At 59.6% G+C, this 25965-nt stretch carries 22 protein-coding genes and 1 pseudogene; 6 read left to right on the top strand and 17 right to left on the bottom strand.

Translation table 11 applies throughout. The features are described from left to right. Window positions 1–27 precede the first annotated feature (27 nt). Window positions 28–1674, bottom strand: coding sequence for a peptide ABC transporter substrate-binding protein (locus PSDT_RS03490; protein ID WP_006289339.1), 1647 nt, complete (start codon window positions 1672–1674; stop codon window positions 28–30). A gap of 332 nt (window positions 1675–2006) precedes the next feature. Between PSDT_RS03490 and PSDT_RS08075 the strand changes: the two genes are divergently transcribed. Next, window positions 2007–2276, top strand: coding sequence for a DUF6725 family protein (locus PSDT_RS08075; RefSeq protein WP_006289340.1), 270 nt, complete (start codon window positions 2007–2009; stop codon window positions 2274–2276). Here PSDT_RS08075 and PSDT_RS03485 read toward each other — a convergent pair. From PSDT_RS03485 to PSDT_RS03475, 3 genes are all read right to left on the bottom strand, one after another. Then, on the bottom strand, window positions 2215–2703 hold the full coding sequence (locus PSDT_RS03485; RefSeq protein ID WP_006290471.1) for a hypothetical protein: 489 nt from the start codon (window positions 2701–2703) through the stop codon (window positions 2215–2217). The genes PSDT_RS08075 and PSDT_RS03485 overlap by 62 nt on opposite strands. 24 nt (window positions 2704–2727) lie before the next feature. Further along, entirely contained in the window at window positions 2728–4656 is a 1929-nt protein-coding gene (typA, locus tag PSDT_RS03480) for a translational GTPase TypA (protein WP_006289342.1), read from the bottom strand. 189 nt (window positions 4657–4845) lie between these two features. Then, window positions 4846–5934 carry a glycerol dehydrogenase gene (locus PSDT_RS03475; protein ID WP_006289343.1) on the bottom strand — a complete coding sequence of 363 codons (1089 nt, stop codon included), beginning with the start codon at window positions 5932–5934 and terminating at the stop codon, window positions 4846–4848. Window positions 5935–6303: 369 nt separating this feature from the next. Here PSDT_RS03475 and PSDT_RS03470 point away from each other — a divergent pair, with 369 nt between their 5' ends. Beyond that, the gene (locus PSDT_RS03470; RefSeq protein ID WP_006290474.1) at window positions 6304–6843 is read left to right on the top strand and encodes an Hsp20/alpha crystallin family protein; all 540 of its coding nucleotides are present in this window, start codon (window positions 6304–6306) and stop codon (window positions 6841–6843) included. Between the two features lie 125 nt (window positions 6844–6968). Here the strand turns inward: PSDT_RS03470 and scpB are convergent, their stop codons facing one another. The 3 genes from scpB to PSDT_RS03455 are packed head-to-tail and all read right to left on the bottom strand — an operon-like array spanning window position 6969 to window position 9305. After that, entirely contained in the window at window positions 6969–7598 is a 630-nt protein-coding gene (gene scpB, locus PSDT_RS03465; RefSeq protein WP_006290475.1) for an SMC-Scp complex subunit ScpB, read from the bottom strand. Further along, entirely contained in the window at window positions 7595–8428 is an 834-nt protein-coding gene (locus PSDT_RS03460) for a segregation and condensation protein A (RefSeq protein ID WP_006289346.1), read from the bottom strand. Before PSDT_RS03460 ends, scpB begins: the two co-directional genes overlap by 4 nt. A 37-nt stretch (window positions 8429–8465) precedes the next feature. Continuing rightward, the gene (locus PSDT_RS03455) at window positions 8466–9305 is read right to left on the bottom strand and encodes a ParA family protein (RefSeq protein WP_006289347.1); all 840 of its coding nucleotides are present in this window, start codon (window positions 9303–9305) and stop codon (window positions 8466–8468) included. A gap of 288 nt (window positions 9306–9593) precedes the next feature. On the opposite strand from PSDT_RS03455, the gene PSDT_RS03450 reads away from it, so the two are divergent. The 4 genes from PSDT_RS03450 (at window position 9594) to PSDT_RS03435 (ending at window position 16093) form a co-directional block, all read left to right on the top strand. Further along, window positions 9594–10577 carry an ABC transporter permease gene (locus tag PSDT_RS03450; protein ID WP_006289348.1) on the top strand — a complete coding sequence of 328 codons (984 nt, stop codon included), beginning with the start codon at window positions 9594–9596 and terminating at the stop codon, window positions 10575–10577. Between the two features lie 33 nt (window positions 10578–10610). Then, entirely contained in the window at window positions 10611–11612 is a 1002-nt protein-coding gene (locus PSDT_RS03445; RefSeq protein WP_223293571.1) for an ABC transporter permease, read from the top strand. Between the two features lie 81 nt (window positions 11613–11693). Continuing rightward, entirely contained in the window at window positions 11694–13778 is a 2085-nt protein-coding gene (locus tag PSDT_RS03440; RefSeq protein ID WP_006289350.1) for a dipeptide ABC transporter ATP-binding protein, read from the top strand. Window positions 13779–14362: 584 nt separating this feature from the next. After that, complete coding sequence (locus tag PSDT_RS03435) at window positions 14363–16093, top strand: ABC transporter family substrate-binding protein (RefSeq protein WP_006289351.1); 1731 nt, start codon at window positions 14363–14365, stop codon at window positions 16091–16093. A 196-nt stretch (window positions 16094–16289) separates the two neighbouring features. Here PSDT_RS03435 and xerD read toward each other — a convergent pair whose 3' ends face one another. The 10 genes and pseudogenes from xerD to PSDT_RS03385 form a co-directional block, all read right to left on the bottom strand. Next, entirely contained in the window at window positions 16290–17222 is a 933-nt protein-coding gene (gene xerD / locus PSDT_RS03430; RefSeq protein WP_006289352.1) for a site-specific tyrosine recombinase XerD, read from the bottom strand. A 225-nt stretch (window positions 17223–17447) separates the two neighbouring features. Beyond that, complete coding sequence (locus PSDT_RS03425) at window positions 17448–18671, bottom strand: MFS transporter (RefSeq protein WP_006290479.1); 1224 nt, start codon at window positions 18669–18671, stop codon at window positions 17448–17450. A 253-nt stretch (window positions 18672–18924) separates the two neighbouring features. Further along, complete coding sequence (locus PSDT_RS03420) at window positions 18925–19842, bottom strand: carbohydrate kinase family protein (RefSeq protein ID WP_006289354.1); 918 nt, start codon at window positions 19840–19842, stop codon at window positions 18925–18927. 363 nt (window positions 19843–20205) lie between these two features. Beyond that, window positions 20206–20586, bottom strand: a complete 381-nt coding sequence (gene rplT / locus PSDT_RS03415; RefSeq protein WP_006289355.1) for a 50S ribosomal protein L20 — start codon at window positions 20584–20586, stop codon at window positions 20206–20208. Window positions 20587–20671: 85 nt separating this feature from the next. Beyond that, window positions 20672–20866 (bottom strand): 50S ribosomal protein L35, encoded by a 195-nt coding sequence (gene rpmI / locus PSDT_RS03410; RefSeq protein WP_006289356.1) that lies wholly within the window; start codon window positions 20864–20866, stop codon window positions 20672–20674. A gap of 128 nt (window positions 20867–20994) precedes the next feature. After that, a pseudogene (infC, locus tag PSDT_RS03405) lies at window positions 20995–21648 on the bottom strand (translation initiation factor IF-3); the annotation flags it as partial. A 331-nt stretch (window positions 21649–21979) separates the two neighbouring features. Then, window positions 21980–23239, bottom strand: coding sequence for an amino acid ABC transporter permease (locus PSDT_RS03400; RefSeq protein WP_006289358.1), 1260 nt, complete (start codon window positions 23237–23239; stop codon window positions 21980–21982). Beyond that, window positions 23236–23925: an amino acid ABC transporter permease gene (locus tag PSDT_RS03395; protein WP_006289359.1), complete on the bottom strand. Its 690-nt coding sequence runs from the start codon at window positions 23923–23925 to the stop codon at window positions 23236–23238. The genes PSDT_RS03400 and PSDT_RS03395 overlap by 4 nt, the downstream gene beginning before the upstream one ends. Before the next feature lie 16 nt (window positions 23926–23941). Next, entirely contained in the window at window positions 23942–24802 is an 861-nt protein-coding gene (locus PSDT_RS03390) for a glutamate ABC transporter substrate-binding protein (RefSeq protein ID WP_006289360.1), read from the bottom strand. Window positions 24803–24810: 8 nt separating this feature from the next. Further along, window positions 24811–25743: an amino acid ABC transporter ATP-binding protein gene (locus tag PSDT_RS03385; RefSeq protein ID WP_006290481.1), complete on the bottom strand. Its 933-nt coding sequence runs from the start codon at window positions 25741–25743 to the stop codon at window positions 24811–24813. Between the last annotated feature and the right edge of the window lie 222 nt (window positions 25744–25965).

The following is a 25965-nucleotide window of genomic DNA, read 5'->3' as shown; positions in this document are numbered from 1 at the left end:
TCCTGAAGTCACCGCCACTCAGTGGTTTCAGTTCTTCTGGAGGTCCTCATAGCGGGGGACGGAATCCCATCCCTGGTAGTAACCGCTGACGCCGCTCGTGGTCACCCCGTAGTTGTTGTAGTAATACAGGGGGATGGTCGGCAGCTCGGCCAGAAGGATCTCTTCACCCTGCTGGTAGAGCTTGTTGGCCTCCGCGGTCGAGCTGACCCCGGCCGCCTGGCTGAGGATGGCGTCGAACTTGGGGTTCTTGTAATCGCCGTCGTTGGAACCTTTGCCGTCAGCGGCTTCGGATGAATAGATCGGGTTCAGGTAATCCTCGGCCGAAGGGTAATCAGGCATCCAGCCCGTGCGGAAGACGCCGACCAGCTTGCGTTGGTTGATCTCATTACGGAACTCGTTGAAGGTGGCCACGGGGTTGGTGGTCGCCTTCACCTTCAGCGTGTTCGTGAGCTGGTTGGCGATGGCGTCGAACACGTCCTTGGTGCCTCCGTCGGAGTTGTAGGACAGGACGATGGAGTCGGAGGAGGTCCAGGGGCTGATGGCGTTCGCCTGGGCCCAGAGTTTCTTGGCTTCGCTGGGATTGTAGGTCAGCACGTCCGCCCCCTTGAGCTTGTCCGTATGGCCCGAGATGGGGGGAGAAACGAAGTCAGTGGCCGGGGTGACCACGCCGGAGAAGACCTTGGAGGCGATTTGCTGCCGGTCGATGGCCAGGGAGACGGCCCGGCGTCGGAGGATTCCCTCTTTGTCATTGCCGAAATGCTTGAGGTTGGGGGAGAAAGTCACCGTCTCGATGCGGGATCCGGCCTTGTTGTAGGACTTGAGGGAGGTATCCGTGCGGAAGGTTCTCAAGGCCGAAGTGGGCACGGTGTCCATGACATCCAGGTTGCCGGACCGCACGTCGGAGTAGGCCGATTCCTTGTCCGTGTAGATCTTGAAGGTGATGCCCGCGTTCTTGGGCTTGAGGAAGCCGTGATAATCCTTGTTCCTGACGACCTCGATGGACCTGTTGTGGGTCCAGGACTTGAACTTGTAGGGTCCATCGCCCACCGGGTTCTCGCCGAAGGCCTTAGGGTCCTTGTAGAAGGATTCGGGCATGGGGACGAAGGCGATGTAGCCCAGCATGATGGAGAAGACCTGGGAAGGCTTGTTCAGCTCCACCGTGAAGGTCCGGTCATTGACGACTTTGAGTCCGGACAGTTGGGCTTGGGGAGAGACCCCCTTGCGCTGCAGGGCGTCGTACCCCTTGATGACTGAGAAGAAGCTTGCGTTCAGCTGGGCGTTGGTCGCGTTGGCCGTGTAGCTCCAGGCTTTGGTGAAGGAGGAGGCGGTGACGGGGGTCCCATCGTTGAATTTCCATCCGCTCTTGAGGTTGATGGTGAAGAAGGTGTTGTTTTTGCTGGCCTTGATGGACTGGGCGACCTCATTGTGGGGGATGCCGTTACGATCGAAAGTGACCAGGCCGGCGAAGATCAGGTCCAAGACCCGGGCGCCGGCGTTTTCGTTCACATTGCCGGGGATCATCTTGTTCTGGGGCTCCACATTGTAGACGGTGACGATGCTCTTCTCCCCCGTCGCTCCCGAGGAGGAACCGCCGGATCCGCAGGCGGCCAGGCCAAAGGAGAGGGATAAGGCCGCGACCGCCCCCACCATGCTTTTGAATAAATGCTTTTTCATTATTTTTCTTTCTCTAGTTGATTCCCGATCCAAGACCTGGTCCAAAGACTTGACCCGAAGGCCGAGCCTGGAGCTTGACCTGAAGACTGAGTCCACAGGCCGGCCCAAGGATTCGATCAGGATTTTCCGCGGATAATCCAGACGCCCGAGGCGAAAGCGAAGTCCCTTGGGTCCGGCGGGCCTTCCTGCCGGATTCGCCGAGGCTGAGCCATAAGGCGAATATAAAGAGACTTTATACGCTCAATGCAAGATTTATGATAATAAATTCGTTTCAAATCGTGAAATTTTCTGAATTTATGCGGAAAATATGCACTAAATCATAAAATAGGGGTATGAATTTACCTCAGAGCATACCGTCGGGGATCCGCGTGGTCGTCCGAGTGACCGACGGGACCGACCCTTACAGCGGCCGTCCCCAATATCGAGATTTCGTGGGGCACGTCCGCGCCTGGGATGGAAAGACCCTACGTATGAGAAGGGACGCGTCGGCGAACGGGGCCAGGCCCGAAGAGGATGTGGCCATCGACGCCGACCGCATCGTCAGGATGAAGCCTGTTCCCGAGAGGCGGGCAGAAAGGCCCGGCTGGGAAGGAAAGCGATGAGGACTTGGGCGGCGATGATGCCGAAAAGCCAGTATTTCCAGACTTCCGTTGAAAAATAAGTGGTGAAGGCGGGGCTCCCCGTCGCCACCAAGGCGGATTGTGGTTTGACGATCAGGGCGAATCCCCAGGCGACGGCGCAGGAGACCACGAAATGAAGCAGGAGACCGCCAAAGCCGGAACGGGCCCGGGCCGACCATGCGGACAGGCCGACCAGGACCAAAGACAGGACCATCCCATAGGGGATGTTCAAGGCGGCCCCCATACGGTGAGCGGCCGTTCCGATGGCCCCTACCAGAACGGCGCTCAGCAGGCAGACCAGGAGGCGCTTGGAGGCGGACAGGCGATAGGACCAGGGCAGGCGGTCATCGCCCTCCCCTTGCGTCCGAGGGCCTTGCCCTTGCCCTGGCTTTTGCTTGCTTTCCTGCATGTGCCCTCGCATCCCGCCGACCGTTTACTTACCGTTGTTCTTGGACTGGCGACGCTGCTGGGCGTTCCACTTGTACCACTGCTCGCGGTCCAGGATGATCTTGCGCACGCGGACGGCCTCGGGGGTCACTTCCACGCATTCATCTTCGTTGGCGAAGTCCAGGCACTCCTCCAGGCTCATCTTGATGGGCGGGGTCAGGGTTTCCAGCACGTCGGCGGTGGAGGAACGCATGTTGGTCATGTGCTTTTCCAGGGTGATGTTGATATCCATGTCCCCCGGCTTGGCGCAGACGCCGACCACCTGGCCCTCATAGACCGGGCTCTGGGGCTCCACGAAGAAGTTGCCCCGGGCCTGCAGACGCTGCATGGCGTAAGGGCTGGCCTTGCCCTGGCGGTCGGAGACCATGGAACCGTTCTGGCGCAGGACGATCTCCCCCGCCCAAGGCTGATAGCCGGCGGAGATGGAAGAAGCGATGCCGGTCCCGCGCGTGGTGGACAGGAGCTGGGTGCGGAAACCGATGAGACCGCGGGAGGGGACGGTGAATTCCATCCGGACCCAGCCGGACCCGTGGTTGGTCATGGAGTCCATGCGGCCTTTGCGGGCGGCCAGGAGCTGGGTGACGGCCCCCATGTACTCTTCCGGAACGTCGATAGTGGTGTTCTCGAAAGGTTCGTTCACCTGGCCATCGATGGTCTTGGTCACCACCTGAGGGCGGCCGACGGTCAGTTCGTAGCCTTCGCGACGCATCTCCTCGGCCAGGACAGCCAGAGCCAATTCGCCACGGCCGCGCACTTCCCAAGCGTCAGGCCGGTCCGTGGGGAAGACCTGGATGGAGACGTTGCCGATGAGCTCGCGGTCCAGACGGTCCTTGAGCATGCGGGCGGTCAGCTTGTGGTCCTTGCCTTCGGTTCCAGCCAAAGGAGAATCGTTGGTCCCGAAAGTCATGGAGATGGCCGGATCATCCACGTGAATCAGGGGCATGGGGTGGGGATTGTCGGGATCGACGATGGTTTCGCCGATCATGATGTCGCTCACGCCAGCCACGGCCACGATGTCTCCAGGTCCGGCCTCTTCGGTGGGAACGCGGTCCAGGCCTTCGGTGCGCAACAGCTCGGTCAGGCGGAAGGTCTCCACGGACCCATCCACCCGGGAGAGGCCGTAATTCTTGCCTTTGACCAGGGCGCCGTTGTAGATGCGGACCAGGCCCAGACGGCCCAGGTAATCGGAGGAATCGATGTTGGTCACATGGGCCTGCAAAGGAGCGTCCTCGTCATAGTCGGGGGCGGGGATGTTCTCGATGATGGACTGGAAAAGGGGCTCCAGGCCTTCGCCTTCAGGCACGGACCCATCGGCGGGCTGCTTGGTGGAGGCGATGCCGGCCTTGGCCGCGCAATAAAGAACGGGAAGGTCCAGGAGGGAATCCAGGTCCAGGTCCACCCCCTCTTCGATCACATCCTGGGCCAGGCCCAGAAGCAGGTCGGTGGTCTCGGAGACCACTTCGGAGATGCGGGCGTCCGGACGGTCGGTCTTGTTGACCACTAGGATCACCGGCAGCTTGGCTTCCAAGGCCTTGCGCAGGACGAAACGGGTCTGGGGCAGGGGACCTTCGGAAGCGTCCACCAGAAGGAGAACCCCGTCGACCATGGAGATGCCGCGTTCCACTTCCCCACCGAAATCGGCGTGGCCGGGGGTGTCCACCACGTTGATGGTGATGCCATCGGGCTGGCCCACTTTTGCGGCCAAGGGCCCGGTGTAACGGATGGCCGTGTTCTTGGCCAGGATGGTGATGCCCTTCTCGCGTTCGATGTCGCCGGAGTCCATGACGCGGTCAGGCACTTCCTCTCGTTCCGAAAAGACGTGGGACTGCTGCAGCATCGCGTTCACCAGGGTGGTCTTGCCGTGATCGACGTGGGCGACGATAGCTACATTTCGGATGTCAGAACGAGTTGCCATATTTCCTCTTATATTCCTCGGATATTCCTGCTTGTTTTCGTGACTAATACGTATCTCTCAGCCTGAAAAATGCCAAAGTTAAAGAATACAGACGGCGCTTGACAGATGCCGCACGAGAAAAGGCCGGGTTCTCACGGATCAGACATGGTCCGTCAAACTCCGGCCTCGGATCGCGGTTTCGGATTCAGATCAGTCGATTTCGGCGTCCAAAGCGTCCGCCGCCCGCATGGCGTTGGCCACGTCGATCGGCTGGACTTCAAAAGGCATGTTGGCCATGGTGTCAGCCGGGCCGCAAGCCAACTCCCCCACCTGCAGGAGCTGTTCGTCGCTCACTTCGGTGATCCCGATCCCGGCGAAGGTGGTGGGCAGGCCTACGGCGCGGAAGAAGCGGTAGACCTGGGCCAGCTCTTCCAAAGACCTATCCTCCATGATCATCTCGGTCAAAGTGCCGAAGGCCACCTTCTCCCCATGCAGGTAGGCGTGGGTCTGAGGCAGAGCCGTCAGACCATCGTGGATGGAATGGGCGGCGGCCAGGCCGCAGGATTCGAACCCCAGGCCGGAAAGCAGGGTGTTGGTCTCGATGATGTTCTCCACGGCCTTGGTCCTCAGCCCCTTCTTCACGGCCGAGACGGCCTTGATCCCATCCGCCAGGAGGTTGTCGTGGCAGAGGGTGGCCAAGGCGAAGGCCGCGTTGGTGGCATGGCCTCCGGTCATGGTGATGGCGCTGGATTTGACGCAGGCGACGGCCTCATAATAGGTGGCGAAAGCGTCTCCGATGCCCGAGATGAGGAAGCGGGCCGGGGCGTGGGAAATCAGGTCCGTGTCCATGAGGACCACCCGCGGGTTCTCCGGCAGGGACAGATAATGGTCGAACTGGCCTTCCGTGGTGTAGACCACGGACAGACGGGAGCAGGGGGCATCGCTGGAAGCGGCGGTGGGTACGATGATCACCGGCCGCTTGCCGTAATAGGCGGCTGCCTTGGCCGTATCCAAGGTCTTTCCTCCGCCGATGCCGATGACCGTATCCATCTGGCCGAAAGCGGCCACATGCTTCTGGATTTCCGGATCGGAGCATTCCCCGCCGAAGACCACCAGCTGATAGGGGGTCTGGCTGGATTCGAAGCTGGAGACGATGTCGTCATGATAGAGCTTGTCGATGGTGGAATCGACGATCAGGTAAGCCCCTTGGAACCCGACGGCCTTGTATTCCTCGGCCAAGGTCTTGATGGCGCCTTCCTGTTGCACATATGTGCCTGGCGAGCATAAAACTGTTCTCATTATTACCTCTTTGTATAATTGTTGACCGCTGGTACGGCATTCTGACGCTCCCATCGTCCATGACGAGACCGTCCCTTCCATTCTATCGTCTTTTCGCCCGAAGATGAATCATCTCACGCATGCCTTCCGGCCGTCCGCAAGCCCGCGGACTCCTGGGGTCCCACTGTGGAAATGCCCGGAAAACCTTGGAAACAGGGGCCGTTCTCCCACGGTAAAATAATGGAAGATTGCCTTACGCTTTAGGTTAAGCCAGATAGGTGGGCCGATCGACGATGATACCCCTGCAAGGCGTCACCCCTACGAGAGACCCACAAGAGCAGTGGCCGAAGGCGGGAAACCTTCGACGCATACACGAAGGAGTATGAAATCATGGCAATGTTACCGATGCCTTTTGAGGATTCCCTTTTCGACGATCCTTTTGACGATTGGTTCGATGAGCCTTTCTTCACCCGCATGCGCCAAGCTGTCCTGGGGCAGTCCCCCGAGTCCGCGAAGAAGGATGGGTCCAAGCTGGTCCCGGCCAGCGTGAAGTCCACCAACCTCATGCGGACCGACGTTCGTGAGAACAAGGACAGCTATGATGTCGCCATCGATATGCCCGGCTTCAAGAAGGACGATATCTCCGTGGAGCTGAACGACGGCTATCTGACCGTTTCCGCCCATAAGGACGAAAGCCACAGCGATGAAGGACCGGCCGAAGGTTCGAAAGACGATAAGGAAGGCGAAGGCAAGTGGATCCGCCGCGAGCGCTATGTGGGCACCTGCTCCCGTAGCTTCTATGTGGGCGACCAAGTGACCGACGCCGATATTCACGCCAACTATAAGGATGGGACCTTGAGCCTGGCCATAGCCAAGAAGGAAGCTCAGCCTGAGGTGGAAAAGAAGCATACGATCGCCATCGAAGGCTGATAAGCCGGAAAGCGACGAACCGGCTGCAGCCCCTGCAAATCCGCACAGTATGAAGGAACGTACGAGTGCATGCGATGCAGGGGCTTTCTTATGCCTTGCTTCTTATGTCTCCCATTTGAACATAATCAGGCCAGGCCGGCCTCCTCGGCCACGTCCCGGGCGGAAACCGGGAGGAAGGGCGCCAAAGAAGGCAACTCCCCCACAGTCCGGATCCCCATCTTGTCCAGAAAGAGACCGGAGGTGACCAGCAGGGCCGCATGGGATTCCTCATCCTCCCCTTGCTCGCGGATCAGGCCCCGGACCGAGAGGGACCGGATCACCCCATCGGAGTTGACCCCCCGGATGGCCGCCACCTGAGCCCGGGTGACCGGCTGCTTGTAAGCGATGATGGCCAGGGCCTCCAAAGCGGCTTGGGACAGGCGGGCTGTCTGGCCGTCGGTTACGAAGGCGGACACGACCGACTCGAATTCCTGCCGGCTGGACAGCTGCCAGCCTTGGGAGGTCATCTTCAGCTGGAATCCCCGCCCTTCCTGGCCATAAGACCGGGCCAGGTCCTGGATCAAAGAGTCCGCCCTGGCCGGGGAGATTTCCAAGGCCCGGGCCACCTGGTCGGTCTGGACCGGTTGATCGGCCACCATGAGGATCGCCTCCAGGCCGGCCTGGAGCTCGGCCTTCGACCTGGCTTCCGACGCAGTATCCGCCTTGGCTTGCCCCTCTTGCCCATCTTCGATTCCTTCGGTCCCGGTCGTCGTCATGCGAAATCCTCCTGACTGATGCCGCCGAAAGCGGCGTCTTCGGCTTCCTGCCCATCCTCCTGGCCCGCCCAACGGATATGAAGGCTTTCAAAGGGGCCGGCCTGCTTGAATTGGATCAACCCTTGTTTGAAAAAGGCCAGGAGGGAGAAAAAGCGGGCCACGACGACCAGTCTCTCCTGGACGTCCTCGATCAGGGAGGCGAAAGTCACGTCCGCCTGCGGCCCGGCCGCCTGCAGCCGTTCCCTGACGACCGTCGCCTCCTGGCGCAGACTGACCATGGGGACGTGAAGCTGGTCCACCCGCACCTGGCTGAGAGGGGCGTTGGCGATGGCGGACGCCGCGATCCGTGCCAGGTCCTCCGGCCTGACCGACCAGGCCAGTTCCGGCAGCATGGCCGCGATGGCCCCATCCATGTATCCCGGATGGGGGAAGGACCCCGAATTCGCCGCCAACCGCTGGCGGAAGTCCTCGCCGGCCTCCTTGAAGGCCCGGTACTGCAGAAGCCGGGCGAACAGCAGGTCCCTCTCCCGTAGGGCTTCCAAGCTCTGTTCCAAAGGTTCTTGCGCCTCTTCATGGGGCAGGAGGGAAGCGGATTTGGCCTCCACTAGGATGGAGGCCACGTCGATGAAGGAGGAGATCTGATCCGCGTCTTCGATCATGTCCAAAGTGGACACGTATCGGAGGAAATCCTCGGTGATGAGGGCCAAGGAGATCTGGGAGAGCTCCATCTTCCGTTGGGCCAGCATGCTCAGGAGCGCGTCGAAAGGGCCTTGATAGGAGTCAAGGCTGACCACGAACCTCTCCGAGATCTCCGTTTCCTCCAAAGCCATGGATTCCCGCCGTCCTGTCAGCCGCCCGCCCGGAAGGCTAGGCGATGATCCCTTCGGAAATGATCTCCCGGGCCACTTCCCGGTATTCCTTGGCCGTCCGGTGCTCCGGGGCGAACATGGTGATGGGAGCGGCGGCGACGGTGGCGTCCGGCAGCTTGATGGAACGGGAGATGATGGAATGGAAGACCTTGCCCTGGAAGGCCTCGTAAACCCTTTGCAGGACCTCCTGGGAATGGATGGTGTTGGTGTACATGGTCACCAAGACCCCGTAGACCTCCAGGTCGGGGTTGATCCGGCTCTTGACCTTTTCTATGGACTGCATGAGCAAGGCCACCCCGCGCAAGGCGAAGAACTCGGCCGCCACGGGGATGATGACCCCGTCCGCGGCGGTCAGGGCGTTGACGGTCAGCAGGCCCAGGGAAGGCTGGCAGTCGATGATGATGGCGTCGTATTCGTTCCTCACCTTGCGCAAAACGCTGGCCAGGACCTGTTCGCGGCCCACCTCGGTGACCAGCTGCACTTCCGCGGCCGACAGGTCAATGTTGGCCGGGATGATGTCCAGATTGGGGAAACGGGTGTGGACCACCACGTCATGGACGTCCATGGAAGGGTTGAACAGGGCGGTGTAGATGGTGTTCTCCACCTGATTGGCGTTGATGCCCAAAGCGACCGTGGCCGCCCCCTGGGGGTCGAAGTCCACGAGGAGGACCTTGCGCCCGTACTGGCTTAAGGCCCCGGCTATGTTGACCGAGCTGGTGGTCTTGCCCACCCCGCCCTTCTGGTTGCACATGGCGACCACGCGGGCCGGGCCGTGCTGGCCAAGGGGTTCAGGGGCCGGGAAGGTCTTGTATTCGCGTCCGAGCATATCAACTGGCATAATTGTACTCTATCAATAGCGCTTGTCTTTCGCCTTCACATCTTGTGCAAATTTCCCGACCCCTCCAGGGCGCGAAAACGGTGATTGTAGAGTATATACAGTATATTTCCTAAAAAACAGACGTTTATACGCTATTTATACATTTTTCTTCCCCGGAAAAGGTAGAGGGGCATTGTATTATGAACGTACTTGAAAAATTGCTAAGGTGAGGATTCTTGTAGCGCAGCACTCCAGATGGAGATCTCAGTGCTCTTGGGTACGATCACCAAGAATTCGAGGAAAACGGAAATGTTCAAGTTCATTATCAAGAGACTAGGAAGGTACGTGGTCCTGCTCTTCATGGCGACCTCCATGACCTTCTTCATGGCAAGCTGGTTCATGCACCCCCGCTCGAATTACGAAAGCAGGACCCCGCGGCCCCCGCAGCCTTCCATCGAAAGGTCTCTCAATAACGCCAACCTGAACGACCATACGAACATCTTCGTGCGCTACTGGCGGTGGCTGACTGGCGTCGTCACCCGCTGGGACTGGGGCATGACCCCCGACGGGCAGAGGGTCAACACCATCATGGCCCCCCGCATCGTCGCCTCCACCGAACTTGTCACCCTGGCCACCATCCTCAGCATCCTGGTCGGAGTCTCCCTGGGCGTTTACACGGCCTTGCGCCAGTACAGCTGGAAGGACAATTTCTGGACCGGTCTGGCTTCGGTGCTCATGTGCATCCCCACCCCGGTCATCGCCATCCTCCTCATCTTCTTCTTCATCAACATCAATACCATGTCCGGCAAGACCATCTTCTACGTCACCGGCCTGTCATCCTACACGGGGGACAACCCCTTCTTCTGGTTCCTGGACTTCTGCCAGCACATCTTCATCCCCACCCTGGTCCTGACCATCGTCGGCTCCGTGGGCTATCACATCAGCCAGCGCACTTATCTCATGGACGAGATAAATTCCGATTACGTGCGCACCGCCCGCATGAAGGGGCTGACCCGCAACCAGGCCATCCGCAGGCACGCTTTGAGGGCTTCCTTCATCCCCACCGCCGTCTCCATCGCCTTCTCCATCGCCGGCGTCTTCACCGGAGCCACCTTGACCGAATCCATGTTCGGCATCGAAGGCATGGGCAAGTACTTCGTCACCGCCTTGGCCAAGAACGACATCTACGGAACCGTAGCCTACATGGCCTTCGGCGGCGTGACCACCCTGGTCGGCGCTCTGCTGGCGGACATCGTCGCCGCCCTGCTGGATCCACGAATCAAGATGAGCTAAGGCACGGGAGACTACATTATGGAAGACAACAAGATGACGCAAGAAGAACAGAATCAGCCCGAAGCCGCATCCGAGGCTTCGGCCCCCATGGTGGTCAACGCCGTGGAGGAGATCAAGGCCCAGCAGGCCTTGGCCGAGAAAACCGGGAAAAGCGAGGAGAAGGTCAAGCACATCGGCTACTGGCACCTGATCGCCCGCCGCTTCTTCCGCCAGCCCAGGGCCGTGATCGGGGTCACCATCTTCGTGATCCTGGCCCTGATCGCCATTTTCGGCGACCATTTCGCCAAGTTCTCCTATTCGGACCCCGACTTCACCGCCTTGTCCTCGGCCCCTAGCGCCGACCATTGGCTGGGCACCGACTCCTCCGGGGTCGACATGTATTCGGCCATGTGCCACGGCCTGGGCCGGTCCATGACCATCGGCATCCTCTCCTCCCTGATCTCCACCGTCATCGCCGCCATCTACGGAACGGCCATCGCCTACTTCCGCGGCCCGGTGGAGAAGATCGGCATGTGGCTGCTCGATATGCTCATGGTCATCCCCTCCTTCCTCCTGATCGCCCTTATGGTGAGGGCCGCCAACGCCAGCGCCGGCTGGGTCTGGCTGGTTTTTGGCCTGTCCGTCTTCGGATGGATCTCCGAGGCCCGAGTCCTGAGGACCGTCGCCCTGTCCTTGCGCGAACGCGATTACGTGAAAGCCTCCAAATACATGGGTGTGAATTCCTTCACCATCATCATCCGCCATTTGATCCCGAACCTGGCCTCCATCATCATCCTCAACATGCTATTGGGCATCATCGGGTCCGTCGGTTCCGAAACCGGCTTGAGCTTCCTGGGTCTGGGCATCAAGCTCCCTGACACCTCCCTCGGTTCCCTCCTGTCCGGAGGCCAAAGCGTCATGCAGACCGCCCCCTGGGTGGTCCTGGAACCGGCTTTCACCCTGATCGTCCTCTGCGTGAGCCTCATGATGATTTCCGACGCCCTCCGCGACGCCATCGACCCCCGGTCCGGGGCCAGCGGCCATGCGGGAGCCTGATCGTCCCCGGCCTGATTCGGGGCCGGAAAGAGACGGAGAAGCGTCGAACAACACCCTCTCAATCTAAGGAAAGACACAGCAATGGCACATGTGAACAAACGCCGGACGGCGGACAAGTCCCAGTCCTCCGAAGACAAGGACGGCTTCCGTAAGACGGAATTGGTCAAAGACGACACCCTGACTTACGAATACCTCGAGGCCGACGGCCCCAAAGGCGCCCCCCAAGGCGACCCGGTCATGCAGGTGAGGGACCTGAACGTCTCCTTCGCCTCCGAAGCCGGCGACGTCAAGGCCGTCCGAGGCATGAACTTCGACCTGTGGCGGGGCCGCACCCTGGGCATCGTGGGCGAATCCGGCTCCGGAAAGTCCGTCACCGCCCTGTCCCTCATCGGGCTTTTGGACGACAACGCCACCGTCAGCGGATCCATCACCTTGGACGGTGAGGAGCTGGTGGGTAAGACCGATGAAGAGATGTCCCATATCCGGGGCGAACGCATCTCTATGATCTTTCAGGATCCCTTGAGCGCCTTGAGCCCCATGTTCACCATCGGCGACCAGCTGGCCGAGGCCCTGCTCATCCACCACCCTGACATGAGCAAGGAAGCCGTGCATGACCGGTGCGTGGAACTGCTGAAAATGGTGGGCATCGATGACCAGGAAAAGCGGATGGTCTCCTTCCCCCACGAATTCTCCGGCGGCATGCGCCAGCGCGTCATGATCGCCATCGCCATCGCCAACAACCCGGACGTGATCATCGCCGATGAGCCCACCACCGCCTTGGATGTGACCATCCAGGCCCAGGTCCTGGATCTCCTGGCCGTGGCCCAGCGCGAGACCAACGCGGCCGTCGTCCTTATCACCCACGATCTGGGCGTGGTGGCCGGCACAGCCGACGACATCCTGGTCATGTACGCGGGCCGGGCCGTGGAACGGGCCAGCATCGACAAGCTCTTCGCCAAGCCCACTATGCCTTACACCATGGGCCTTTTAGGCGCCGTTCCCAAGCCCCATGTGGCGGCCAGCCAACGCCTGGTCCCCATCAACGGCAACCCGCCTTCCCTGGCGGACATCCCGGCCGGCTGCCCCTTCTCCCCCCGCTGCCCCCTGGCCGTGGACGAATGCTTCAAAACCGAGCCCCAGCTGGAGCTGGCCGAAGAAGGCACCGGCCACCTGGTCTCCTGCCTGAGGCTCAAGCACATCCAAGACAACAACCTGACTTACAAGGAGGTCTTCCCTTCGCCGGAAGACCTGCCGGCCAAGTGGGCCGACGTCCCTCGGGACCAGCGTCCGATGGTCCTCTCCCTCAAAGACGTGACCAAGACCTTCCCCATCACCAAAGGCGGGTCCTTCGGCCGGGTGATTGGCAAGCTGTCCGCTGTCGACCACGCCTCCTTCGACATCCATGAAGGCGAGACCGTCGCTTTGGTAGGCGAGTCCGGCTCCGGCAAGTCCACGACCTTGACCCAGATCGTCGAGTTGCAGAAGCCCGAAGAGGGGTCCATCACCATCATGGGCAGGAACATCGCCGACCTCTCCCGCAAGCAGCGCAAGGAGCTGCGCAAGGACGTCCAGATCATCTTCCAGGACCCTCTGAGCTCCTTGGACTCCCGCATGACCGTCTATGACGTCCTGGCCGAGCCCCTGACCGCCCAGCATTGGAACAAGGGAGACATCAACAACCGCATCGGCGAGCTGATGACCATGGTGGGGATCAACCCCGATTACGTGGACCGTTTCCCCACCCAATTCTCCGGCGGACAGCGCCAGCGTATCGCCATCGCCCGCGCCTTGGCCACCAATCCCCGCCTTCTTTTGCTGGATGAGCCCATCGCCTCCTTGGACGTGTCCATCCAGGCCGGCGTGATCAATCTTCTGGAAGACCTCCAGGCCCAGCTGAAGATCGCTTACCTCTTCGTGGCCCACGACTTGGCCGTCATCCGCCATATCTCCGACCGCGTCTGCGTCATGTACCATGGGGTGATCGTGGAGCAGGGGGAGACGGAAGACGTCTTCACCAATCCTCAGCATCCTTACACCAAGGCTCTCCTGTCCGCGATCCCCATCCCCGACCCGGTGATCGAGCGCAGCCGCGAACGCTATGTGTTCGAAGACGGGGAGCTGCATAAGGTGGAGTCTTATGGCGCCGCCCAGGGGCTTCGGGCGTAAGCGAGTCAGGATTCCGACAGGGCCGGGGCGTCAGCTTCGGCCCTTTTTCTTTCTCCCTCCTGCTGCCCCTCCCCGGCTCCTGTCTTCCTGCCTCTTTCATACGGGGACCCGCGGGAAGTGAGCTGGCGAAAGGCAAGAGAAGCAAGCGGGGACAGGAAGTCCAAAGTCCATCGGAAGGCTCAGGGAAGTATTGGAAAAGATGCCCGTCAGGAAGCTATATGATTCATACTATAGGAATTCCTTATAGCAGGTTCTCAATCCAATAAATATTTACCTCCCTTCATGGGACTTTCCCTATCCTCTGGCACGCGTCCCTTCCCTCTCTTGACTTGAATCAAGGCTTGATACCGTGGGAAAAGAGGCGTGACACGCCCAATCAATGATGAGCCTTTTCGCAGATATCCTTGACTTTTCTCAGAGGGGATTCAGTATGTGCATAGAATATCAGATTGTGGACATCCACCTTTCTCACATCTTTATTGAAGATTAGTATAAAAACCACATTGCAAGGAGAGACGCCCCACACCAGCGAGGCTCCCTTCTCGCAAAGTTTCATAAGAAACTTCGAAAGGAAGGATTGAGCAATGAAGAAGACTTCTACGCTCGTTAAGCTTGGCGCCCTTGTCGCTTCGGCCGCCACCGTTTTCGCGCTAGCCGCCTGCGGAAACAATAATGCGGGAAGCGGGTCGGCCAAGTCCGAGTCCGCCGCCGGCACCCCGGTCAACTATTCCGGCACGCTCCCTATGCCCAAGAAGGTGGGCGTCTATAACAACCCCAAGTCCCGCGACCAGTTGAAGGACAACGGATCCGTCACCTACCCCATCGTGGAGCTGGGCCCCGACTGGAACACCTGGTCCGTTAACGGCAACACCCTCTATATGAACACCCTCTGGTCCTACTACATGCCGGTCCTGTGGACCTATAACGTCGATGGCTCCAAGGTCGCCCCCAACAAGAACTACATCACCGACTACAACGTGAAGACGGTCAACGGCAAGCAGACCATCACCCTCAACTTCAACCCCAAGGCCAAATGGAACAATGGCACCCCCATCGACTGGACCGCCGTGGAAGCCGCCTGGAAGGTCCAGTCCGGCAAAGACCAGAACTACACCCCCGCCTCCACCACCGGCTGGGACCAAGTCGAATCCGTCAAGCAAGGAACCAGCTCCAAGCAGGCCGTGGTCACCATGAAGACCCCATATTATCCCGCCTACTCTTTCTTGGGCGTCTATCCTCCTCAGGCGGCGAACGTCAACGCCTACACCAAGGGATGGTCCAACGACCCGCACGACAAGGACTGGGGAGCCGGCCCCTACGTGGTCAAGAGCCTGACTGACTCCCAGGTCGTCTTCACCGCCAACCCCAAGTGGTGGGGCAACAAGCCCAAGATGACCACCGTCACCTTGAAGAAGCTGGAATCCCAGGCTGAGATCAACGCCTTCAAGAACGGCGAAATCGACACGGTCTCCCTGGGATCCAAGGACGACATCAAGGCCGTCGCCTCCGTCAAGGGAGCAACCATCCGTCGCGGTTACGCCTCCTCCGTGGGCGTCCTCGAGATGAACACCACCCGCCCCCAGCTCAAGGACATCAACGTCCGTCGCGCCATCGTCCAGGCCATCAACCGCAAGCAGCTTGACGACCTGGCCAACGCCGGCATCGACTGGAACGAGTCGGTCCCCGGGTCGGAGCTCACATACCCCACCCAGTCTTCCTATGAGGACAACATGCCCAAGGAATCCGCCTACAACGTGGCCAACGCCAAAAAGACGCTGGAAAAGGCCGGGTACAAGATGGGCTCCGACGGCTACTACGCCAAGAACGGCAAGACCCTGGCCCTGTCCTACACCACCTTCTCCGACAGCCAGAAGACCAAGGCCAATGGCCTGGCCGTGCAGAAGATGCTGAAGGCCGCTGGAATCAAGCTCACCATCGACAACCAGCCCTCCGCCAACTTCTCCACCACCCTGACTTCCGGCAACTGGGACATCGTCCGCATGAGCTGGTCCTCTTCCATCCCCACCGACGCCTTCAGCTCCGGTTATCAGCTTTATGGCTCCGACTCCCAGTCCAACTACACCCACGTCGGCACCAAGGAAATCGACGAAGCCTTCAAGAAGGTCCCCTCCATCAAGGATACGAAGCAACAGGTGGACACCATGAACGCCGCCGAAAAGAAGGCCCTGGCCCTCTACGGCACCTTCCCCTACTTCAACGGCCCCGTCATGGGCGCCTATACCAAAGGACTGGCCAACTCCGGCCCAGCCGGATGGCAGACGGTCCTGAGGGAAGACGTTGGTTGGGAGAAATAGTCCCCACTCCGGCCTCGGCATGAGCGGTCATGGCCTCTTAAAGCCCTGAGCTTCGTCTGCCGAAGCTGAGAACAGGAAAGCGGCATCCAGGATTCAGGATTCTGGGTGCCGCTTTTCATATCTTTCCTGCTGATCAGCCTGAAGGCCGCTGATTTCGGCCAAAGACCAATCGTTCGCCCGGGTCGGGACTGCTTCCTTAATTCGCCCGGGGATGGGCCCCCATATAGGATTCAATCAAAGTCTGGGGCGAGATGTGGGTGTAGATCTGGGTGGTGGTCACCGACGCATGCCCCAAAAGCTCCTGGACCATGCGCACGTCGGCCCCGCCTTGGATCAGATGGGTGGCGCAGGAATGGCGCAAAGTATGGGGATGGACTTCCTTGGTGATCCCCGCCCTGTCAGCCGCCTTCTGGACGATCTCCCAGACCGATTGGCGGGACAGGCGTTTGCCCTTTTTGTTCAGGAAGATGGCGTTGACCTCGGCCCCTTTGGCGGCCTTGGCCTGAAGCTGGGCCCGAGGACCGTCCAGATATCTTTCCATGGCCTGGCAGGCATACGACCCCAAGGGCACCAGGCGTTGTTTGTTCCCCTTGCCGGTCAGACGGGCGAAATGATCATCCAGATCGACGTCAGTCAGATTGGCCCCTACCGCTTCGGAGACGCGGGCTCCGGTCGCGTACAGGAACTCCAACAAAGCCCTGTCCCGCAAGACGACCGGGTCCGTATCCCTCTCATTGCTGGTTTTCTCCAAGAGTCTACGGACCTCTTCGATGGTGAGAACATCCGGCAGGACCGAAGCCGCCTTGGGGGGCTTGACCCCTTGCGAGACGTCGGCCTGCGCCATCCCCCGGGAGGTGAGGAAACGGTGGTATTCGTGTATGGAAGCCAGCCTGCGGGCGATGGACCTGCTGGACTCCCCCTCCTGGGACAAGCTGGCCACGAAGGTCTCCACGTCCTCCTGTCTGATTTGGTCGGGCCGGTCAATCCCATGCCTAGCCAGCCAGGCCATGTACTTCTTCAAATCGGATTCATAAGCCCGGCGCGTGGCTTCGGACAAGCCTTTCTCAATCGAGATGTAGCCGAGGAAGAGCTCCCTGCCGGTCTCGAAATCCTCATTCGTCGCGGTCATCGTCCCGCCTTTCCGCTTTCTGTGTCAAATCTGTATCAAATCCTCTTGCAAGTCCGTCTCAGGCCTACCCGAGATTCCGTCAAATACATCCCCTCAAATCCTATCGCTTCTCCCCCGTCCTCCCCCGATTTTCGGCCCAATCCTCGCAAAAGGCCCATCCGGTTTCCCGGATGAGCCCAAAAGGGGAATGATTCCCTCAGCTATCAGACGACTGTCCAGCGATCATCAGTCCTCGCCCAGAAGGTGAGGATTGCAGGCCACGAAGACCAGATAGCAGGCGGGGACGATCAGGACCAGGGCGGAGCCGAGTTGGCTGCCGACCAAGGAGGAGATGCCGCCCATGATCGGAGGCAGGATGGCCCCACCGATCAGGCCCATGATCATCAGGCCGGAGATCTCGTTCTGACGCTTGGGCATATGGAGACCGGCGATGGAGAACATGAGGGAGAAGACGTTGGAGTTGCCGAAGCCGACTAAGGCCAAGGCCACATAGAGGATCCAGTTGACCGGCAGGACCGTGGTGAAGAGGATGAAGCAGAGGACGGACAAGGCCACACAGGTGGCGCAGATGGCCACGGTCACCTTGTTGGAATACTTGGCCAGGGCCCACATGCCCACGGCGAAGCCCAAGGTACGGAAGGCGAAGTAAATCGACGTGGTGTAGGCGGCGGCGGAAGCCTTCATGCCGGCATGAGCCCCCATCAGGAACTGGGGGGCGTAAGTGTTGACCCCGGCGTCGATGCCCACATGGCAGAGGATGCCGATGAAGCAGAGCAGGATGACCGTATCGCCCAGAAGTCCCAGCACCTTGCCGAAGGACATGTCGGGGGCGGTCTGCTTCTCCTCCTGGATCTTATCAGCGGCCAGCCAGACGAAGGCCAGGACGGAGATGATCAGGAAGATCACGTACATGAACCACCAGATGTGGAAGGCCTGACCCAGCCAGGCGGCGATGAGAGGAGCCGAGAAGGAAGCGATGGCCTTGACGAACTGGCCGGCGGAGATGGTGCTGGAATAGCGGTCTCCGGAAACCAGGTTGGCGATCAGAGGGTTCAGGGACACCTGCATGAAGGTGTTGCCTATGCCCAAGAGGATGAAGGAGATGACCATGAGAGCCAGCTTGCCGCCTTTGGGGACGCCGGGAATGGCGTAAGCGAAGATGGGGAAGATGCAGGCGCCGATGGTGATGGCGATGGAGATCAGGACGGTCACCCGGCGGCCATACTTGTTCATGCAATAGCTGGTGGGGATGGCGAAGATGAAGAACCAGAAGAAGACCATGGTGGTGAAGAGGCTGGCTTGTCCGGATGACAAGGTCAGATCCTCTTTCACGAGGTTGGTCGCGGTTCCTACGAAATCGACGAAGCCCATGGTGAAGAAGGCCAGGAAAATCGGGGCGATGACGCCTGCTGAGGCTTGTTTCGTTTGTCGTGTCATTTTTTGTTCCATGAAAAATCCTTAGAACGAGGGGAAGATGGTTCTGCCGAAAAGATAGAAACACTCACCTGATGGCGCACGCACGCCAAGCACACGTTGGGCGCGCGAAGAAAGACAGAGAACCGCCGGACAAGAGGATCCTTCCACAGCGTCGGTGAGGTCAGGCCAGCCGGTCGCCATCCAAACCGGAAAGAGGCGGACAGCGGCTGAGAAGCCTGGAAGAAAGATACAGACGGAGAGCACGAGGTCCCTTACGGACCGTGATTTATTCCAGCCCTTGATCCGCCACGTAATCGGGGATCTCGTCGGGATACTCCGGCCAGGCCCCGGCCTTGGTGCACACATAAGCGGCCACGTTGGCCGCCCTCTTATGGGCCAGGTGGAGCGGGGTGCCCTTGAGGATCTCGATGCAGAAGACGCCGGAGAAGGAATCGCCGGCGCCGACGGTGTCGATCACTTCCACCTTCGGGGTGACGACCTTGGAGAAGGCCCCGCCCTTGCCGAAGACTTCGGAATATTCGCTGCCGGCCGTCAGGATCACGTAATCCAGGTCATACTGCTTGAGGAACCACTGGGCCACTTCCTCGGGGGTGCCGGGGACGCTGAACATGGTCTGGAGCTGGGTGATCTCTTCGTCGTTGATCTTGAAGACGGTGGCGGATTCGAGCTGCTCTTCGATGAGGATCTTGGAGTAGAAATCGCCGCGAAGGTTGATGTCGAAATACTTCATGGTGCCAGGATGGACCTGGTCGAGCAAACGCATGATGGTGTCATGTGATTCCTGGCTGCGGCAGGCCAAGGTCCCGTAGCAGACGGCGTCGGCCTGCTTGACCAGATCGACCATGTCCTTGGTGAAGGGGATATGGTCCCAAGCGACGTCCTTGACGATGTCGTAGGTCGGGATGCCATCGCTCAGATGGACTTCCACGGTTCCGGTCGGATAAGCGTTGCGTTTGATCACATGCTTGATGCCGGCCTTCTTGACCTCTGCTTCCAGCTCATCTCCGAGTTCGTCTTCTCCCAAAGCGCTGATCGCATATCCATCGGCCCCGTTCTTCATGGAATGGTAGCAGAAATTCGCAGGGGCGCCACCGGCTCGTTTGCCGGTGGGAAGCATGTCCCACAAAAGCTCGCCCAGGGCTACGACAATATGCTGATCTTTGGATTGTGCTGAATCACCCATCTGATTCCTTTCTATCTGAAGATGGAGACCATACTCTACGTCTTATCTTCATTGAATGAGACTTCTTTGAGGAGACGCAAACGTTGCATCTCGCACACTCCCACTCTACTCTAGAAAAGGCGGAATCACAAAAGGACACGCCTCTGATAGGAGGCTTCTTCACATTAGAACGTGCAAGTAAGAAGGCCTAGAGCGAAATCCTTCCTAGACCGGGATGAGGGGACGAGCGAAATGAACGAAAGGCATGAAAAAAGGGATGGTTCCAAGACCATCCCCTGAATCGAAAGGGAGGGCGCTCCCCTTCTCGGAGCTGTAGGTTCCGGCTCATCAGCCGTTCCGACTTTCCGCTTGCCCCGACCTTGCTTACTTGGCGGGAGCGTTCACGTCCGCCGGCAGAGCCTTCTTGGCGGCATCCACGATGGAGACGAAAGTGTCATGATCGTTCACGGCCAGGTCAGCCAAAGCGCGGCGATCGAGTTCGATGCCGGCCAGGCGCAGACCCTGGATGAAGCGGTTGTAAGTCATGCCTTCGGCGCGGACGGCCACGTTGATGCGGGTGATCCACAGCTTGCGGAAATCACCCTTGCGGGCCTTGCGGTCGCGGAAGCTGTAAGTGAAGGAGTGCAGGAGCTGCTCCTTGGCCTTACGATAAAGGCGGGAGCGCTGGCCACGATAGCCCTTCGCCCGCTCGAGCACCACACGACGCTTCTTATGCGCATTCACTGCGCGCTTGACACGTGCCATAATTCAATTCCTCGTCTTTCTTGACGTCTGTTCTAAAATCTATTTCTTCGTATATCCGTCTGGACTCGCCGGCTAAGATCTGGCCTCAGGCGTTGAGCATGGCGGCCAGCTTCTTGGTCTGGGCCTTGGCCAGAACCTTGTTGTCGGACATGCGACGACGCCGGGAAGCGGACTTGTTCTCCAGATTATGGCGCATGGCGCTGCCGTTGTGGACCATCTTGCCCTTGCTGGTGGTGCGCACGCGCTTGGACAGGGCGGAATTACTTTTCATCTTTGGCATTATTTGCCCTCCTTAGGTGATGCCTTCCCCTCGCCCTCATCCGCGGGACGGGAAGAAGTCTTCTTCGTGGAAGTCTGGGGATTCTCTGATTCCGAATCAGTCTGCTCGGCGGCGGAAGAGCCCTTGCCCAGGGAGGCGAGAGCCTCCTTTGCTTCCTGGGCCGCGGCCTTTTGAGCCTCTTCCTTGGCCTTCAAGCGCGCCTGTTGACGGGCCTGGCGCTCTTCGCGGGAATCGGCCCCGCGACGGCGCTGCTCGGACTGCTTGTGGACCTTCTTGCCTTTAGGCGCCAACACCATGATGATGTTGCGTCCATCACGGCGAGGGGCGGATTCGACAGTGCCGAACTCCTCCACTTCATCAGCCAGACGCTGCATGAGCTCGATGCCTCCCACCGGCCGGGACTGCTCGCGGCCTCGGAGCATGATGCTCACCTTGACCTTGTCTCCCCCTTCCAGGAAGCGGGACACCTGGTTCTTCTTGACTTCGAAATCATGATCATCGATCTTCAGGCGGAAACGCGATTCCTTGACTTCGGCTGTGCTCTGGTTACGGCGAGCTTCACGGGCTTTGATCTTCTCGTTGTACTTGAACTTGCCATAGTCGATGAGCTTTGCCACAGGCGGCTTGGCGTGCGCGGACACCTCGACCAGGTCGAGGTTGGCCTCACGCGCGAGATTCATGGCGATCGAGGTCTTCACGATGCCGACCTGCTCACCGTTCGGTCCGATCAGACGGACCTCGGAAGCGCGAATCTCATCATTAATACGTTGTTCGCTGATGATGACTCCATTTCATCTTTGCTCCGCCTTCTTGTTCCCGGCCGGGATGGCAAGGAGAAGAAAGCGGAATCGCTTTTGAATCACCCTAATCGGAAACATGGCTTCCAACGCCCGCCCAAAGCTTCGCCCTCGCAGGCGACGAATGCTTGAAACATCCCTTGGACGGGGAAGCATGATTCCTCATGCATGGCCGGACGACCGGCCGTGGCTGCAGCCCAAGGCTTCAGCCTGAACCCGGAGCCTCAAAAGGTTCCCAGGTGGGAGATCCACTTTCTTGATTTCTCAAGCTTTTACAGTGTAAGACCGCCCCATGACAATCACCGGTCGCTCTTACTTACTTTTTGTCATCCTTCTTATGCTTGCCCTTCCTCTCCCCTTTGTCGGCCGACCTGGTCTGCCTGGTCTGCTTGGCCTGTTTGCCGTGTTTGCGTCCATGTTTGCCGGACGGGGATGAAGAATCCAGGGTGACCTTCTTATCCTGATTGATCATGCTGGCCAGCTTCTCCACGCTCATATGCTGGTTGCGCTCATGGTAGCGCTCCCGACCGTGCAGGTACTGCTCTTCATCCTCATGAAGCCAGCCGCGGTAATCGCCCATCCATCCGTCCGGGGTGAAACCGGATTCGCCATAGCTGTCCGGCAGGTCTGGCTGGGCGCCACCAAGAGGACGCGGGGTCTGGGCGGCCCGCACGCGGACCACGTTGCTGGGGTCGTTGATGGCGATGGGGGCCGTGGGATCGGGCTCGGTAGCGCCGGAGGTCCGGGCGGCCATACGGGCGGGCAGGGTCTCGGCGATCCGGGAGACGATGAAGCACATGATGAAGTAGAGGATGCCGGCCATGAACAGGGTCTGCAGGATGTTAAAGTACATGGACCCCAGGCGGCGGGATTGCTGGAGTAGGTCCGTATACAGGATGATGGACCCCAAAGCCGTATCCTTCAGAACCACCACCAGCTGGGTGACGGCTGCGGGCAGCATGGCGTAGATGGCCTGGGGGACTTCCACCAACATCAGGGACCGGGTCCTGGTCAATCCCAGGGCCAAAGCCGCCTCATGCTGTCCGCCGGGCAAGGAGCCGACCCCGGACCGGACCAACTCGGCCACCACGGACCCGTTATAGAGGACCAAGGAAAGGGTCACGGCCCAATAGGAGGCGGAGGGGACGTCCAATGAGGCGAACCAACGCCACATGAAGATCATCATCAAGAGGACGGGGACGGCCCGGCAGAACTCCACGACGATGCCGGAGAGCCAGCGGACGAAACCGTTGGGGATGAGACGGCCAATTCCGAAGAGGAGGCCGAAGAGGACGGACCCCACGATGGCCACACCGGCGGCGGCCAAAGTCTGCACCAGGCCGGGCAGGTAGAAGTCGGTCCATGCTTCCGAATCCAAAGCGGGCCGCCACAGCTCCCAGGAAAGCTGGTTCTCCCCTTGGGGAGGCCGCCACAGACGGACGAGGACCAAGGCCACCAGGACGACGATGAGGAAGGCCCCCATGGCGTTGGCTATGCGGATCTTCTTCATCCCCTTCGGACCTGGGGCGTCGAAAAGAAGCTGGGTGGAAGTATCGGTATGGGAGGAGGATGTCATCGGCGCACCGCCAATCTATTGGACAGGTAAGTGGTCAAAAGGCCAATGGGGATGATGAGGATCACGTACCCCAAAGCGAAGACCAGGAAGATCTGGACGATTTGGCTGGGATGGAATTCCAACATCTCCGACATGAGGGAGGAGGTCTCGGTGGTGACGGAAGCGGCCGCGGCCACGGTGGAATTCTTCAACAAGGCGATGAGGGTGTTGCCCAAAGGGGCGATGGACCCGCGCAAGGCCTGGGGAAGGATGACCGAAGTGATCGACTGGAAGAAGGTCAGACCCAGGGCCCGGGAAGCCTCGGCCTGGCCCACCGGGATGGTGTTGATGCCGGACCGCAAGGATTCGGAGACGAAAGAGGCCGTGTAAAGACTGAGGCCGGTCACGGCCAGCCAGAAGAAGTTGATCGTGAAGTCATCGGAGAAGCCCAGCTTGAGCTGACCGAAGAAACCCAAGACCATGAAAACCATGATGATGGTCAAAGGCATGTTCTTGAAGAATTCGGTGTAGGCGGCGGAGAAACCCCGCAGGGAGTCCACCGGGCTGATCCGCATCATGACCAGGATGGTCCCGATGATCATGGAGAAGAGGGCGGCCCAGAAAGTGATCTCGATGTTGACCCAGAAGGCGCCGACGATGTTGTATTCGCGGAAAAGGGACGCGAATCCGGAGAAAAATTCAGACATGACGTTTACCTCCTGCCTATTCCTCGACCGCTTTGGGCGGGTTGTACCGGGCGTCGGGCCGGTAGCCGGAGCCATCCGTGTCTTTGGACAGGGCCCGCTGCCAGGCCCCGGTGGCGACCATCTCGTTGATGGCCGCGTTGATCTTATGGGCGAAAGCCTTGGATTTCGCGTTCTTCTGGATGCCCACCCCATAATATTCCTGGGTGAAAGGCCTGCCGACCAGTTTCAGGCGGCCGCGGGCGTTGGCGGACAAGCCCGCCAGGATGATGTCATCCGTGGTCACCGCATCCACGATTCCGGAGAAGAGGGCGGTGGCGCATTCAGCGTAGGACGGCTGTTCCATGAGCTGGACCTTGTTGGAATACTTCTGCTTGATGACCGTGGCCGAGGTGGAACCGGTGACCGAACACAGGCGTTTGCCGTCGAGATCCTGGGGACCGTGGATGTTCGTGTTATCTTTGCGGACCAGGAGGTCCTGGCCGGCGACCAGGTAAGGGCCGGCGAAATCGACGGTCTTCTTGCGGTCGTCGGTGATGGAATAGGTGGCCAGAATCATGTCCACATCCCCGTTTTGCAGCATGGTCTCGCGCTGCTTGGAGGGGGCTTCCACCCAATTGATCTCGTAGTCCTTATAGCCCAGTTTGTTGGCTATGTACCGGGCCACGTCCACGTCGAAGCCGGAATAGGTCCCGTTTTTCTTGTAGCCCAGGCCGGGTTGGTCGAATTTGATCCCGATGGTGATCACATGGTCGCTTTTCCCCCGAACGGCCCCGCAGGCCGACAGGCCGACCGCGGTGGTCAAGGCCAGGATCAGGGAGCAGATTTTCCATAGGAGGCGGCCAGGACCGGCGGTCGTTTTCGTTCTCATGTTCGTCATGATCCCTCCTAGTGTTCGATGATCTTGGAGAGGAAGTCCCGAGCCCGGTCGGTCTGCGGATGCTCGAAGAAGTCATCCGGCTTGGCCGATTCCAGGACCTTGCCATCGGCCATGAAGATGATCCGGTCTGCCGCCTTGCGGGCGAAGCCCATCTCATGGGTCACGCAGATCATGGTCATCCCCTCGTTGGCCAAGGAAGTCATGACGTCCAGGACTTCGTTGACCATCTCCGGATCCAAGGCGGAGGTCGGCTCATCGAACAGCATGACCTTGGGATGCATGGCCAGGGCCCGGGCGATGGCCACACGCTGCTGCTGACCGCCGGACAGCTGGGAAGGCATCTTGGAGGCCTGGGAATCCACCCCCACCCGGGCCAGAAGCTCCATGGCCTCGTCCTGAGCCTCTTGCTTCTTCATATGCCTGACTTTGATGGGGGCCAGGGTCACGTTGTCCAGAATGGTCTTGTTGGCGAAAAGATTGAACTGCTGGAAGACCATGCCGACTTCGGCCCTGAGGCCGGCCAAGGCCTTCCCCTCCTGAGGGAGGGGCTCGCCGTCGATGAGGATGGTGCCGGAGTCGATGGTCTCCAAACGGTTGATGGTGCGGCACATGGTGGACTTGCCGGAGCCGGAAGGCCCCAGGACCACCAGCACTTCGCCTTTGGTCACTTCCAGGTTGATGTCCTTGAGCACGTGGAGGGAACCGTAGTGCTTCTCCACATGCCGGAGCTGGACCAGGGCGTGGGTGGGGTCTTTCTTGTCCGACTGGCCGGCATGGCCACCTTGACCGGTCGTGTCTTTCCCGTCCGTCGTTTGATCGGTTTTATCGGTTATATCGATTTTATCTGTTTTATCCGCTGTATCCGTTGCGTCCTTCATCCGCTCATCCGCTTCCGCGCTCCGGGCGGAAGCCAAAAGGTCCTTCTGCATATCATCAGACATTTTCTTGCACCTCCCGTACTATTCCTTATTGGCTTTGATGAATCCCTTCTCTGGAATCCAAGCTTTTTTCTCTTTCTTTTTCCTATCAACCATAGCATAGCTGTTTGCCACCGGCCTGAATCGACTGAATATCAAGGTTCAGATGGCGAACATCACCCCCACTTTCTATGTATAAAAACATAAAGAACGACCCCTGCATCAGGAAAGAAGCAGGAGCCGTTC

This window comes from Parascardovia denticolens DSM 10105 = JCM 12538 (genome assembly GCF_001042675.1).
GTDB classification, from domain to species: domain Bacteria; phylum Actinomycetota; class Actinomycetes; order Actinomycetales; family Bifidobacteriaceae; genus Scardovia; species Scardovia denticolens.
The sequence above is the reverse complement of the archived record's forward strand: the minus strand, read 5'-3'. Positions and strand labels throughout refer to the sequence as shown.

Coding starts and splice junctions, on each gene's coding strand:
- PSDT_RS03490 (WP_006289339.1), bottom strand. CDS start 1,674: ATGAAAAAGCATTTATTCAAAAGCATGGTGGGGGCGGTCGCGGCCTTA.
- PSDT_RS08075 (WP_006289340.1), top strand. CDS start 2,007: ATGAATTTACCTCAGAGCATACCGTCGGGGATCCGCGTGGTCGTCCGA.
- PSDT_RS03485 (WP_006290471.1), bottom strand. CDS start 2,703: ATGCAGGAAAGCAAGCAAAAGCCAGGGCAAGGGCAAGGCCCTCGGACG.
- typA (WP_006289342.1), bottom strand. CDS start 4,656: ATGGCAACTCGTTCTGACATCCGAAATGTAGCTATCGTCGCCCACGTC.
- PSDT_RS03475 (WP_006289343.1), bottom strand. CDS start 5,934: ATGAGAACAGTTTTATGCTCGCCAGGCACATATGTGCAACAGGAAGGC.
- PSDT_RS03470 (WP_006290474.1), top strand. CDS start 6,304: ATGGCAATGTTACCGATGCCTTTTGAGGATTCCCTTTTCGACGATCCT.
- scpB (WP_006290475.1), bottom strand. CDS start 7,598: ATGACGACGACCGGGACCGAAGGAATCGAAGATGGGCAAGAGGGGCAA.
- PSDT_RS03460 (WP_006289346.1), bottom strand. CDS start 8,428: ATGGCTTTGGAGGAAACGGAGATCTCGGAGAGGTTCGTGGTCAGCCTT.
- PSDT_RS03455 (WP_006289347.1), bottom strand. CDS start 9,305: ATGCCAGTTGATATGCTCGGACGCGAATACAAGACCTTCCCGGCCCCT.
- PSDT_RS03450 (WP_006289348.1), top strand. CDS start 9,594: ATGTTCAAGTTCATTATCAAGAGACTAGGAAGGTACGTGGTCCTGCTC.
- PSDT_RS03445 (WP_223293571.1), top strand. CDS start 10,611: ATGACGCAAGAAGAACAGAATCAGCCCGAAGCCGCATCCGAGGCTTCG.
- PSDT_RS03440 (WP_006289350.1), top strand. CDS start 11,694: ATGGCACATGTGAACAAACGCCGGACGGCGGACAAGTCCCAGTCCTCC.
- PSDT_RS03435 (WP_006289351.1), top strand. CDS start 14,363: ATGAAGAAGACTTCTACGCTCGTTAAGCTTGGCGCCCTTGTCGCTTCG.
- xerD (WP_006289352.1), bottom strand. CDS start 17,222: ATGACCGCGACGAATGAGGATTTCGAGACCGGCAGGGAGCTCTTCCTC.
- PSDT_RS03425 (WP_006290479.1), bottom strand. CDS start 18,671: ATGGAACAAAAAATGACACGACAAACGAAACAAGCCTCAGCAGGCGTC.
- PSDT_RS03420 (WP_006289354.1), bottom strand. CDS start 19,842: ATGGGTGATTCAGCACAATCCAAAGATCAGCATATTGTCGTAGCCCTG.
- rplT (WP_006289355.1), bottom strand. CDS start 20,586: ATGGCACGTGTCAAGCGCGCAGTGAATGCGCATAAGAAGCGTCGTGTG.
- rpmI (WP_006289356.1), bottom strand. CDS start 20,866: ATGCCAAAGATGAAAAGTAATTCCGCCCTGTCCAAGCGCGTGCGCACC.
- PSDT_RS03400 (WP_006289358.1), bottom strand. CDS start 23,239: ATGACATCCTCCTCCCATACCGATACTTCCACCCAGCTTCTTTTCGAC.
- PSDT_RS03395 (WP_006289359.1), bottom strand. CDS start 23,925: ATGTCTGAATTTTTCTCCGGATTCGCGTCCCTTTTCCGCGAATACAAC.
- PSDT_RS03390 (WP_006289360.1), bottom strand. CDS start 24,802: ATGACGAACATGAGAACGAAAACGACCGCCGGTCCTGGCCGCCTCCTA.
- PSDT_RS03385 (WP_006290481.1), bottom strand. CDS start 25,743: ATGTCTGATGATATGCAGAAGGACCTTTTGGCTTCCGCCCGGAGCGCG.